Annotated in this window: 8 protein-coding genes; all 8 read right to left on the bottom strand. The window is 66.9% G+C overall.

Going from position 1 to position 13,386, the window contains the following annotated elements; all coding sequences use genetic code 11:
- Positions 1 to 470 precede the first annotated feature (470 nt).
- Positions 471 to 6,311 (bottom strand): SpaA isopeptide-forming pilin-related protein, encoded by a 5,841-nt coding sequence (locus tag ACI3KX_RS16255; RefSeq protein ID WP_404910364.1) that lies wholly within the window; start codon positions 6,309 to 6,311, stop codon positions 471 to 473.
- 452 nt (positions 6,312 to 6,763) lie between these two features.
- Positions 6,764 to 6,982 carry a hypothetical protein gene (locus ACI3KX_RS16260; RefSeq protein WP_363356926.1) on the bottom strand — a complete coding sequence of 73 codons (219 nt, stop codon included), beginning with the start codon at positions 6,980 to 6,982 and terminating at the stop codon, positions 6,764 to 6,766.
- A gap of 122 nt (positions 6,983 to 7,104) precedes the next feature.
- Positions 7,105 to 7,989, bottom strand: a complete 885-nt coding sequence (locus ACI3KX_RS16265) for a hypothetical protein (protein ID WP_404910365.1) — start codon at positions 7,987 to 7,989, stop codon at positions 7,105 to 7,107.
- 441 nt (positions 7,990 to 8,430) lie between these two features.
- Positions 8,431 to 9,624 carry an elongation factor Tu gene (gene tuf / locus ACI3KX_RS16270; RefSeq protein WP_308867838.1) on the bottom strand — a complete coding sequence of 398 codons (1,194 nt, stop codon included), beginning with the start codon at positions 9,622 to 9,624 and terminating at the stop codon, positions 8,431 to 8,433.
- A gap of 159 nt (positions 9,625 to 9,783) precedes the next feature.
- Positions 9,784 to 11,898: an elongation factor G gene (gene fusA, locus ACI3KX_RS16275; protein WP_349426345.1), complete on the bottom strand. Its 2,115-nt coding sequence runs from the start codon at positions 11,896 to 11,898 to the stop codon at positions 9,784 to 9,786.
- 80 nt (positions 11,899 to 11,978) lie between these two features.
- Entirely contained in the window at positions 11,979 to 12,449 is a 471-nt protein-coding gene (gene rpsG, locus ACI3KX_RS16280) for a 30S ribosomal protein S7 (protein WP_055962856.1), read from the bottom strand.
- Between the two features lie 5 nt (positions 12,450 to 12,454).
- Positions 12,455 to 12,823, bottom strand: coding sequence for a 30S ribosomal protein S12 (gene rpsL / locus ACI3KX_RS16285; protein ID WP_018171438.1), 369 nt, complete (start codon positions 12,821 to 12,823; stop codon positions 12,455 to 12,457).
- A 350-nt stretch (positions 12,824 to 13,173) separates the two neighbouring features.
- Positions 13,174 to 13,386: hypothetical protein (locus ACI3KX_RS16290; RefSeq protein ID WP_404910366.1), on the bottom strand; the 213-nt coding region annotated here is incomplete at its 5' end.

Below are 13,386 nucleotides of genomic sequence, written 5' to 3' on the forward strand. Positions count from 1 at the left end.
CGTACTTCCCAGCGACGCACCGGAGCACGCCGTACTTCCCAGCAGCGTGCGGGGGCACGCCGTACTTCTCTGCGACGCGCGGGGGCACGTCGTACTCGTCCGGCACGGGGGTGCCGATCTTCTTCCGACCTTGATGCGGTGCGCGGGGGCACACCTTGTCCGGACCGTGAGGGCCGGTTCCCGGATCACCTGGCGGGGCCGCGTGAGACCGGATTTCCGCCGCCTTTCCCGAAGGCTGCGAAAACGACGGAGGACCGCCGTTCGTGCAGGCTATCGCTCCCCGGCCGAATGCGCGAATCGGCGCGCGGAACGGATGCGGCTGCCGCGGCATCCGACCTCCGCGGCGTGCCGCAGACATGCTCGAGCCCCTCGCGTTCGGGGTGCGAGGGGCTCGAGCTTCCGGCCCGTCAGAGCAGGTCGGAAGTGGGTGGGAGAGAGCGGGCCTTGGGGCGGTCCCGCCCTCTCTCACGTCAGACGGTCGCCTTGACCTCTCCGCGGCGGCGGCGGGCGATGATCAGCATCGTCGTGCCTCCGAGCAGAGCGAACAGGCCCATGATGACCAGCAGCGGCGGCAGTTCCCCACCCGTGGCCGGGAGCGCCGACAGCAGCACGGTGGCGTCGTCGGAGTCACGGCCCGCGTCATCCGGGTCACCGAAGGTGTGGTAGTCGACGACTGCCACGTTGGTGATCGAGCTGCTCTTGGATGCCGGGTTCACGGTCGCCGCCAGGGTGATGGTCGGAGCCGCCGAAGCGCCTTCGTTCGCACCCTGAGGCTGGAGCGGCCCGAAGAGCACGCAGTCGAGCGATCCGCCATAGCCCGCGCTGTCCTGACCGGTGACCTCACAGGTCTGCCAGTTCGGGAACACCGCGTCGTCACCCTTGCCGGCCCAGGTCACGTCCGTGATCTTGATGTCGGCGGGGATGGCGTCCGTGACCACGACCGATTCGGCGGCCGCGTCGTCGCTCACGTTCTGCACCGCGAGGGTGTAGGTGAAGGACGCGCCCGGGTCCGTCTTCTCGACGCTCGCCGTCTTCTCGATCTGGACGTCCGAGTGGCGGGCCACGGAGCACTCAGGAGTCGCCTCCGGGTACTCGACGGCGAACTCGAGCGTCGGGTTGACGCTGAACGTCACCGTCGATCCGAGGCGCCACGAGTAGTCCAACTCACTCGGGTCGAGGATGAGGCCGTTGAAGACATACTGCGGCTGCTCCTCCGGCGTCATCACGTCGGTCGTTCCCGGCAGGTAGTACTGCGCGGGATTCGACCCGGGCACGATGTCGCTCGCCACGATCGGCCGCCATCCGGGGTAGTCGATCGAGACTCCGGAAGGCGTGAACGCCGTTCCGACCCAGTCGATCTCATCGCTCCATGTCGTGTCGCCACCCGGGTGGGTGATCGCCACTTCCTGGGGCTCCGTGGTCGGCTCGAGGCTGTCGGGCGTCCACAGGAAGTCGATCGGGTAGTCCAGCAGCGTGCCGGACTTCGAGATCGTCCAGCCCAGCAGCGGGGCGTCGCCGATGCAGCTGGTGTAGACCACCGCCGTGATCTCGCGGACCGGGATCTCCACCTCGTCGCAGTCGTTCGTCGGATCCTCGTCGGAGAGGGCTGCGACACAGGCCTCGTTGACGAGCTCGTCGATCGGTGTGGGCGGCTCTTCCGCTCCCTCCGGGTAGTCCGGGGCGAGGAACTCGACCGTGATGGTGATGTCGACCGACTCGCCCGCTCCCAGTGTCGGGATGCTGAGTCTCACGACGTTGTCGCCGTCCACCAGCTCGGGCGCGTTGTCGTTCGTCCAGCCCTCCGGCAGTTCGATGTTCGTCACCTCGAGACGCTCGGGCACCGGATCGGTCACCACGACGTCCTCCGCATCGCGGGTTCCGTTGTTGGTGACGGTGAGGACGTAGTCGAACGTGTCACCGACCTCGGCCCACGGCTCCTCGCCTTCCGGAGCCTCCGGCAGGTTCGTCGCCGTCTTCTCGATCGAGACGTCGTCGTAGTGGACCGTGCCACAGGCACTGTCGTCTTCGGCGACCTCGCCGACGGTCAGGTACGCCGTGTTGACGATGCCGATTCCGTCCGCCTCTTCCGCATCACACGGCTCGGGCGTCTCCGGGACGGCAGTCACCTCGACGTCGACCGAGACGGTGTAGACCGGGTCGTTCGCTCCATTGCTCGGAGCGGCTACCTGGTCGTCGGCCAGCTGAGCGGTCAGGCTCGGCAGTGCCCACGTGCCGCTCGTCGGTCCGGTCCACGACGCGCCCGTGTACGTGACGCCGTCGGTCGGAGTGTCGAGCGTGTCGGTCAGGTCGTACGTGATCGGTACCAGGACGCTGTTGTTGTGCACGGTGATCTCGTAGGTCACCGTCCACGACCCGTCCTCGTTCTGCACCGATTCGACGACGTTCTTGTCGACCGTGAAGCCCTGGTCGACGTGGGTGTTGACGATCGTGCACACCACGTGCTCACCCTTGTCGAGGCCGCGCAGCGTCGCCGCGCCCGGCTCGCTGTCCGTCAGCCCGATCGTGCCGTCGTCGTCAGACACGCACGACCACTCCTCGGGCTCGAACTCGTCGAGTCCGGGGATGTCGCCGATCAGGTCCTCCGAGAGACCGAACTGCACACCGGGCAGCACCGCGGTCGGAGCGACATCGCCGCCGGCCGGGTTGGTGACGACGTCACCGTCTTCCGGAGTTCCGAAGAGCTGCCAGTTGGTGTCCGCAACGTCGGCGCCGTTCACGACCTTCACGAGCGAGAGCGTCGGACGCTCGGCCGTGTTGGTGAACTCACACCAGATGCTCTCGTTCGGCATGGTGAACGTGCCCGACCTCGCGCTCGCGGCGAGCACGGTCTCGTCATCGGCATTGAGGCAGACCAGCGAGCTGGTGTAGTCGGAAGCCTCGCCCGCGACCACGTCGAGCACCTCGCTGACCGTCACCTGGGAGCCGATCAGCGCCTGCTTCTGGATCGCGTTGTCGGTGTCGGTCCACGGACCGACGTCACCGTTCGACACCGAGATGTCTTCGGTCGCCGGGACGCCGGAAATGGTCAGATCGGCGGAGTCACCCTCCTGACCGTTCACCCACGTCTTCTGAAGGTGAACCGTGGCCGTCTTCGCCTGGTTGACGAAGTAGCACAGGATGCCCGGGCCGGTCACGGTCAGCTCGAAGCTCCGGCCGATGCCGGTGCCCGAAGCCTGTCCGCCGCCGACGCAGTTGTAGGTGGAGTCGTACTGACCGAGGGCGGAGAGCGAGATCGTCTCGTTCATCGGCAGCACGGCGCCGATGCGCGCCTGGACGATCACGGTGTTGGTGTTGTCGATGAACGTGCCCGTCCCGATGACCTTCGACAGCTTGGTCAGGATCGGACCGGATTCAGGCGTCACCGCGAGCGTCGTCTCGTCACCGAGAACGGCGCCGACCCACTCCTTGTGCAGCACGACGCCGACCTTCACGGCCGTGTTCGTGAACGTGCAGTTCACATCCGAGTCAGGGGCCACGAAGTCGAAGTCGCGTCCCTGCCCGACGCCGTTCGCGACCGTCGAGCACGCATAGGTGCTGTCGTACTCACCGGTGTTGACGGCGCTGTCGAGCGTCTCGTGGATGTTGACCTCGTCGCCGACGCGCACCGTCAGGGTGACCACGCCATCGTCGAGCTGGTTCGTCGTGCCGTTCGCCGTCGAGTCGGCTTCCGTCCCGTTGATCGACAGCGACGCGACGTCGCCCGCGAAGGCGTCGATCCAGCGCTTGTCGAGCGTGACGATGATCTCGTCGGCGGTGTTCACGATGGTGCAGTCGAGATCCTCGTCGACCGTGATCTCGGGGATGCTGCCGCCCTGGCCCTGCGAGCCGTCCGAACAGAACCAGGTCGAGGTGTACTGACCCGTGTTCTCACCGGGCAGGCTCTCCGAGAGCGTGACCTTCTCACCCACGCGAACATCCACAGATACCGCGTTGGTGTTGTCGGTGCTGTCGCCGCCGGTCGCGACCGAAGTCGCCGTGTCCGTCGCGGCACCCGTGATCGACAGGTCGGCCTCGTCGCCCTGGAAGGCGTTGACCCACTGCTTGTTCAGGGTGACCGTCGCGCGGTCGGCCGTGTTGGTGAAGGTACAGGTGACGTTGGCATTCGGCACCGTCAGCGTGAAGGACGTCCCGCTGCCGTCGTCGGTCGTCTGACCCGACGTGCAGGAGTAGGTCGAGCCATAGCTGCCGACACCGCTCAGGATCTCGCTCAGCGCCACCGTGTCACCGACGCGGACCGAGGTCTGCGCGATGTTCACCAGGTCGAGCTGGTCGGGGCTGCCGTTCGCCGTGGAAGTCGCCGTCGCCGGGCCTGCGTGCAGCTCGGCCTCGTCGCCCTCAAGAGCGTCGAGCCAGTGCTTCTGCAACGTGACTGTCTTCTGGATGGCGGTGTTCGTGAACGTGCACTGCACGCCCGCAGCCGAAGCCGGGTACGCGGGCACTGTGATCGAGCCGCCGGTTCCCGTGTTGTTCGAGACGGTCGCCCCGACACACGCGAGGGTCGACGAGTACTCGCCGGTGTTGGCGTCGGGAAGAACCTCGGCGAGCGTCAGTGCCGAGCCCGGTGCGACCGAGACCTGGACGACCTGACCGTTGGTCGGTGCCGTCGAGGTGCCGTTCGCCGTGGCGGCTCCCCCGATGGAGAGGTCGGCCGTGTCGCCCGTGAACGAGTTGACCCAGGTCTTGCTGAGCGTCACCGTCGCGAACGGGATGTTCACGAACGGGTTGGTGAGCGTGGCGTTAGGCGCCTGCTGGCTGATGGCGAAGTTCTGCGGGGTCGCGTCGAGCACATAGCCGGTGGGGGCCACCGTCTCGGTCACCGTGTAGGTGCCGATCGGGACATTCACCACCTTGATAACGCCCGGAGCCGGGTCGGTATCGTTCGTGCCGTTGTCGACGACGGTCCGCGGGAAGCTCGCTGCGCCCGCGGCGACGCCGCCGGTGTCGGCGACGACCTGGAAGGTCGCGCCACCCAGCAGGTTGCCGGCGCCGTCGTGCTTGAGCCACGTCACCGTGCCGAGCGGGTCTACGAACGTCAGCGTCTTCGACTCCGCGTCACCGAGGGTGACCTGCTGCGGGTTGTCGGACGTCGGCAGGAGGTAGCCGGTCGGAGCCTTCGTCTCGGTCACCGTGTAGACGCCCGGCAGCACGTTGCCGTTGAAGACGATCTTGCCGTTCGCGTCGGTGGTGCCGGTCGTCGAGCCCGTGCCCGTCGTGGGGTTCGGGCTGATCGAGAACTCGGCGCCCGCGAGCGGGGTGCCGTTCACGCCGGTCTTGAGGATCGTCAGCGTCGCACAGGTCGACGGCACGTTCAGCGGGACCGGGCTGATCCAGTCTTCGAGAGACGAGGTCTCTTCTGGAGAAGCGCTGGATCGGACGTTCAGCACGCCGTAGTTGCCGCTGCAACCGTCCTCTCCGAAGAGCGTTGTCAGGTCGATCGCCGCCTCAGCGAAGGTGCCGGTCTCGAGTTCGTCCGTCCCTGTGATCCGGTTGATGGGCCCCTGGTTCACCTGACCGACGAATCCGGCGAGCGTTCCGAGGGGACTCCAGCTGTCGCCATCCCAGACGTCGGCACCCACCAGAGCGATCGTGTTGTTGCCGTTCTGCTCGATCGTGAGGCGCAGGTCCCCGACGGTGCGGGTCGGTACCGGCCCGAACGCGTTGGCAGCCTGGTTGAGTTCGACGTGATACGAGACCGAGCCTGTGTTCACCTGGCGCTCGAAGCCGAGGTAGGCGTAGACATGGCCCGCGACGGTCTGCGTATACGCGTACACGTTCCCGATGTCTGTCTTGCCGGACGAGGCTGTTCCGCCGATCTGGGCGGCGCTCCACGGCCAATTGCTCTCCTTCGCGCCTTGGGTGAACGCCGTGGAATCGTCGAAACCGTCCATCCGGACCGGCTGACCGCCCACGGTCGCCCAGTCCAGGGATCCGTCGCCGTCGAGGCACATGTTGCCGTCGATCTCGAAGCCCGCGACGGGCGACCCTGCGACGGGCCAGCCGTCACAGGCCAGCAGCGCCATCGGGGCGATCTCCGCGTCTGCGAGCGGTGCAGCCAGTGCCGAGAACGGCGCGTCACCCTCCGGCGCGTCGCCCTCCGGAACGCTCGCCTCAGGAGCGGCCGGCTCCTCAGCCGGCGGCGCCGCAGGTTCTTCGGCTGCGGGTTCTTCAGCGGCCGTCTCTTCCGCAGGCGGCGGGGTCTCGGCATCCGTCGATGCGGTGTCGGTGGTCGTCGCCTCACTGGTGGCGGCGGGATCGGTGGGGGTCACCTCCTCGGCGGTGGCCGGGGACATCCCCGAGAACACGAGCGAGCTCGCGACGACAGCCGCGAGCCCTCCCACATACCAGCGTCTCTGGAGCGCGATCTTGCGCTCCTGAGTCCGCTCTTGACGCATGCGGCGGCGCAGTCCCTCATTCGAGGCGCGCGCAAAAGTACGACTGAACATCACTTCACCCTTGGTCGTCACGACACAGGGCGCCCCAGAAGAGGCCCCTCCCAGCACGTAACGGCCGTGGATTAAAGCGACGTTCCCCAAGATCCCCAAGAGGTTCGGCGTTTCCCCAAACACGAGCCGAAACGTGTTCCCGCCGTCAACGTATGCCGAGTACCTGCGCGCGTCAAGTACCCGAGGAATATCCGATTCGGGCGATAGCGACAAGGTAACGATTGCCGAAAGTCGCGTAATAACTCCGAGAAATGGAAAACGGCCCGGGTTCCCCCGGGCCGTCCTTATCGCAGATGGTTCTACTGGTTGCCGACCGCTCCGTCGACGTTCCCACGGATGTCGTCCACGGTGTCGTGGTGCTCCTCCGGCACGACCTTCTTCGCGATGCCCGAGGCGCCGTCCAGCACCTTGTCGCTGATGTCCTCGGCCTGCTCGGACTTCAGGAACTCGCCGATCTTGTCCTTGTTCTGCGCGTAGAGATCCTTGCCCTGGTTGACGAGGTCGTCGAAACCGCCCATGCTCACTCCTTCGGCCGCCCCCCGGCGAGGCGTCAGGCCAATTGTGGCGGGAACGGATGCCGCGGCGAAACCCCGGCCGCAGTGCATGATCTGAGCCCGGCGCCGCGGCCCGCGACTGCGGCTCACAGCAGCCCGATCGAACGCAGGTAGTCCGCGAATGCGTCGATGCTCGGCATCCGTTCGAATCCGTGGCGATCGCACCGCCATCCTGTCAACCGACGCACGCGGTCTTCGCGCTTCTGCTGATCGGCACTGACCTCCGCTGCGGTGCGCCCACCCATCACGTCCTCGTCGGTGAGCTTGAACGCGCCATCGAACTCCACCCACCGCCCGAGGGCCGGCCAGGCGAGGTCGAGCAGGGCGAACGTGCCGTCCGGGAAGTCGATGCGGTACTGAAGTTCTGGCTCGGGCACGCCGAGCTGTCGCATCCATAGCCGCGTGATCGTCTCCCCCGGAAGTTGCGCACGCCCGTCGGCGATCCCAGCGAGGAAGCGCGCTCGACGGATGCCGCGGGCACCGGCGCCTCGGATGATCCGAGCGCCGACGAGCGCGCGAAACTCCGCCGCCTTGGCACCGTCGTAAGACCGCGTGGCCTCGTTCCAGGCGAGCTTTCGGAGCGCAGCGTCATACACGACGAGCGCGGTCTCCATCGACGCCGTGCGGATGACGTCGTAGACCGTGCGATCGAGCGAGGTCACGCGAATGCCGTCGATCAGGACGACGTCCTGCTCAGGAAGTGGTTCCTGGTGCCGCAGAACGTCCCGCCCGTTGCGCCGGGTATGCGGTCGGGCGCAGACCATGTCCACGCGGTCGGAGCGCCACCGGTACACGGGAAGCCGGTGGCAGGCGGCGGCCGTCATTCGGCAGAAGGCCGATCCCGGCGCGGTCACGCGTCCAGCGACCGCGCGTGCCCGGGCTCGCAGCCGCTCCTCGGCGAACACCGCATCCCACTCCGACGTCCGGACGTAGGCGCCGGGTCGCAGCCGCGTGTGGTCCTCTTGCGGCATCCCGTCGAAGGCAGGCTCACCAGGGCCCCGCGTATGGCGCGGCACCACTCGGACCGTCCGGCTCCTTCGCGACATGCTCCCACTGTGGCGACCCGGCTCCCCGCGATGGGCATAAGTCGCGGCATCCGTGCACTCCACCCGCCCACCTTCGTCTCCACGTTCCCTGTGCAGGAGCCTCCGCGCTCCCCGTCGACCATGCCCTTTCTGCGTCGAGCATGCCCGTTCTGCGTCGAGCATGCCCGGGCACGGTCGCGACGAGAGGGGCACGGTCGCGACGGGAGGGACACGGTCGCGACGGGATGGGCACGGTCGCGAACGCAGGGGCACGGTCGCGAACGCAGGGGCACGGTCGCGAACGCAGGACGAGGAGGGCCGGGGACGACGAAAGAGGGGGCCGGACCCTTGCGGGTCCGACCCCCTCTGGAGATCGCGCGAAGAACCTTACTTGATGATCTTCGTGACCGTGCCGGCGCCGACGGTGCGGCCACCCTCACGGATCGCGTAGCCGAGGCCCTCCTCCATGGCGATCGGCTGGATCAGCTCGACCGTCATGTCGGTGGTGTCGCCGGGCATGACCATCTCGGTGCCCTCGGGCAGCGTGATGACGCCGGTGACGTCGGTGGTGCGGAAGTAGAACTGCGGACGGTAGTTCGTGAAGAACGGGTTGTGACGGCCGCCCTCCTCCTTGGACAGGATGTACGCCGTGCCCTCGAAGTTGGTGTGCGGGGTGACCGAACCGGGCTTCACGACGACCTGGCCGCGCTCGACGTCGTCACGCTTGGTGCCGCGCAGGAGCAGACCACAGTTCTCGCCGGCCCATGCCTCGTCGAGCTGCTTGTGGAACATCTCGATACCGGTGACGATCGTCTTCTGCGTCGGGCGCAGACCCACGATCTCGACCTCGGAGTTGATCGCGAGGGTACCGCGCTCGGCGCGGCCCGTGACGACCGTGCCACGACCGGTGATCGTGAAGACGTCCTCGATCGGCATCAGGAACGGCTTGTCCTTGTCGCGCACCGGGTCAGGGATCGACTCGTCGACCGCCTCCATGAGCTCGAGGATCTTCGCGGTCCACTCGGCGTCGCCCTCGAGAGCCTTGAGGCCCGAGACGCGCACGACCGGAGCGTTGTCACCGTCGAAGTCCTGCGACGACAGCAGCTCGCGAACCTCGAGCTCGACGAGCTCCAGGATCTCCTCGTCGTCGACCATGTCGGACTTGTTCAGCGCGACGAGCAGGTAGGGGACGCCGACCTGCTTGGCGAGCAGCACGTGCTCGCGCGTCTGCGCCATCGGGCCGTCGGTGGCGGCGACCACGAGGATCGCGCCGTCCATCTGAGCAGCACCGGTGATCATGTTCTTGATGTAGTCGGCGTGACCCGGGGCGTCGACGTGAGCGTAGTGACGCTTCGGGGTCTCGTACTCGACGTGCGAGATGTTGATCGTGATACCGCGCTGGCGCTCCTCGGGAGCGGAGTCGATCGACGCGAAGTCGCGCTGCACGTTGGTGGCCGACGGGTAGGTGTCGGCGAGCACCTTCGAGATCGCTGCGGTGAGCGTGGTCTTGCCGTGGTCGACGTGACCGATCGTTCCGATGTTCACGTGCGGCTTGGTCCGCTCGAACTTGGCCTTAGCCACTGGGTCCTCCTCAGGACGGTCGTGTAGAACTTCCGGGCACTGGTTTGCGACCGGTCGTCTACGGGGATATCTCCACCTTAGTGGAGACGGTTCTGTTGATTCTGTGTGAAGTTGTGCCCCCGGGATGCCTCGTCACCGAGGCATCCCGGGGGAAAAGGGTTACTCGCCCTTGACCTTCTGGATGATCTCGTCGGCCACGGCGCGGGGAACCTCGGCGTAGCTGTCGAACTCCATCGAGTACACGGCCCGGCCCGAGGTCTTCGAGCGCAGGTCGCCGATGTAGCCGAACATCTCGGACAGCGGGACCAGCGCGCGGACGACCTTGACGCCCTGTGCGTCCTCCATGGACTGGATCTGGCCACGGCGCGAGTTGAGGTCGCCGATGACGTCGCCCATGTACTCCTCGGGAGTACGCACCTCGACCGCCATGAGCGGCTCGAGGATGACGGGGTTCGCCTTGCGGACGGCCTCCTTGAAGCCCATCGAGCCGGCGATCTTGAACGCCATCTCGGACGAGTCGACGTCGTGCGACGCGCCGTCCGTGAGGATCGCCTTCACGCCCACCATGGGGTAGCCGGCGAGCACGCCGATGTTCATGGCGTCCTGGAAGCCCTGGTTGGTCGGCTCGATGTACTCGCGCGGGATGCGGCCACCGGTGACCTTGTTCTCGAACTCGTACGTCTTGTCGGCCGTGACCTCGAGCGGCTCGAGCGCGAACTGGATCTTCGCGAACTGACCCGAACCACCGGTCTGCTTCTTGTGCGTGTAGTCGTGACGCTCGACGACCTTGCGGATCGTCTCGCGGTACGCCACCTGCGGCTTGCCGACGTTGGCCTCGACCTTGAACTCGCGCTTCATGCGGTCGACCAGGATGTCGAGGTGCAGCTCGCCCATGCCCTTGATGACGGTCTGACCGGTCTCGGAGTTCTGCTCGACGCGGAACGTCGGGTCCTCCTCGGCGAGCTTCTGGATCGCGAGACCCAGCTTCTCCTGGTCGGCCTTCGTCTTGGGCTCGATCGCGACCTCGATGACCGGCTCGGGGAAGGTCATCGACTCGAGGACGACCTGGTTGGCGCTGTCGGACAGCGTGTCACCCGTGGTGGTGTCCTTGAGGCCGATGACGGCGTAGATGTGACCGGCGGTGACCGAGTCGACCGGCATCTCCTTGTTGGCGTGCATCTGGAAGATCTTCCCGATGCGCTCCTTCTTGCCCTTGGTCGCGTTGACGACCTGGGCGCCGGAGTCGAGGTGGCCCGAGTACACGCGGATGTAGGTGAGGCGACCGAAGAACGGGTGCGTCACGATCTTGAACGCGAGCGCCGCGAACGGCTCGTCACGGTCGGCGTGACGCTCGATGATGACCTCTTCGTTCTTCGGGTCCTTCGCCTCGATGGCGGGGACGTCGAGGGGCGAGGGGAGGTAGTCCACGACGGCGTCGAGCATCGGCTGCACGCCGCGGTTCTTGAACGCCGAGCCGCAGAGCACCGGGTAGAGCTCCGAGGCGATGGTGAGCTTGCGGATGGCGCCCTTGATCTCGGCGACCGTGAGGCCCTCGCCGCCGAAGTACTTCTCGAGCAGGTGCTCGTCGGACTCGGCGACCGTCTCGAGCAGCTTCTCGCGGTACTCGGCAGCCTTGTCGGCGAGCTCGGCCGGGATCTCCTGGATCTCGTACTTGGCGCCCATGGTCACGTCGCCCTTGGCGTCGCCGGGCCAGACCAGCGCGCGCATCTCGACGAGGTCGATGACGCCCACGAAGTCGTTCTCCGCGCCGATGGGCAGCTGGATCACGAGCGGCTTGGCCTTCAGGCGGTTGACGATGGTGTCGACCGTGAAGTAGAAGTCAGCGCCCAGCTTGTCCATCTTGTTGACGAAGCAGATGCGGGGCACGTCGTACTTGTCGGCTTGACGCCACACCGTCTCGGACTGGGGCTCGACGCCCTCCTTGCCGTCGAAGACGGCGACGGCGCCGTCGAGGACGCGCAGCGACCGCTCGACCTCGACCGTGAAGTCCACGTGGCCGGGGGTGTCGATGATGTTGATCTGGTTCTTGTCCCAGAAGCAGGTGACGGCGGCCGACGTGATCGTGATGCCGCGCTCCTGCTCCTGCTCCATCCAGTCGGTGGTGGCAGCGCCGTCGTGCGTCTCGCCGATCTTGTGGTTGACGCCCGTGTAGAACAGGATGCGCTCGGTCGTCGTCGTCTTGCCGGCATCGATGTGCGCCATGATGCCGATGTTGCGGACCTTGTTGAGGTCGGTGAGCACTTCTTGTGCCACGGGGGTCTGTCCTTACTTGTGGTGACGGATGTCGCGGTCCCGCCGCTCCCGTGGATGACACGGGAGCGGCAGGAAGCGGCTTACCAGCGGTAGTGCGCGAAGGCGCGGTTCGACTCGGCCATCTTGTGGGTGTCCTCGCGGCGCTTGACCGCGGCACCCAGGCCGTTCGACGCGTCCAGGATCTCGTTCTGGAGGCGCTCGGTCATCGTCTTCTCACGACGACCCTTCGCGTAGCTCACGAGCCAACGGAGCGCGAGCGTATTGGCGCGGTGAGGCTTGACCTCGACCGGCACCTGGTAGGTCGAGCCGCCGACGCGGCGGCTCTTGACCTCGAGGGTGGGGCGCACGTTGTCGAGCGCCTTCTTGAGCGTGGCGACGGCGTCCTGGCCGTTCTTCGCCTCGACACCCTTGAGGGCGGTGTACACGATCGACTCGGCGATCGACTTCTTGCCGTCGACGAGGATCTTGTTCACCAGCTGGCTGACGATGGGTGCGCCGTATACCGGGTCGTTGACGACGGGGCGCTTCGGGGCGGGTCCCTTACGAGGCATCTTGCTTAGCCCTTCTTCGCGCCGTAGCGGCTGCGAGCCTGCTTACGGTTCTTGACTGCCTGGGTGTCGAGTGCACCGCGGACGATCTTGTAGCGGACACCGGGGAGGTCCTTCACACGGCCGCCGCGGACGAGCACGAGCGAGTGCTCCTGCAGGTTGTGGCCCTCACCGGGGATGTACGCGGTGACCTCGGTGCCGTTGCGGAGCTTCACACGGGCGACCTTGCGCATCGCCGAGTTCGGCTTCTTCGGGGTGGTGGTGTACACACGGGTGCAGACACCGGCCTGCTGCGGGTTCGCCTTGAGCGCCGGCGCCTTGGTCTTCGAGACCTTGGGCGAGCGACCCTTGCGAACCAACTGCTGAATGGTTGGCACGTTCTCTCCTTGTTGTGCTGCACGGTGACAGCGTCGTGGTCTCCCCCGCCGCATCCGGATCTTGCGATTCATGACGCTGCGGGCTCACGCGGACCCACCGACGCGGCAGAAAGACTGACGCGCTTTGCTTGGTGGGTATGCCGTGGGGGTGGCCTGTTCGCAGGCCGTTCCCTGAGATGCGGCGCCCACACCGTTCGCCGCACCGAGGCACGGTTGACGGCGCGCGTGAGCGCACACCCGATCCATGATACGTGGCTTTCGGGGACCGGGCAAACGCGCAAGCACGCCGCGGGCAGAACGAGGCTGCGACACGCCGTGGCGCGGGCCAGATGGGGCTGCGGTCAGCCCGGTCAGCCGGCGGTCAGCAGAGCCGCGAGAGACACAACGACGACGATGACGAGAACGGATGCCGCCACCGCCGCGACGATGGCCCGGCGGCGTCGGCGGCGCCTCCCGGCCGCCTCGGCCGCCGCCGTATCGACGTACGCCTGTGGCGCGTGGCGGGCAGGCTCGGCGCGCGCAGCCGTCGTCGTCGGGGGGACGGACCGCGCACGGTAGGGGCT

The sequence above is a fragment of the Microbacterium sp. ZW CA_36 genome (genome assembly GCF_044987475.1).
In the GTDB taxonomy this organism is placed as follows: Bacteria; Actinomycetota; Actinomycetes; order Actinomycetales; family Microbacteriaceae; genus Microbacterium.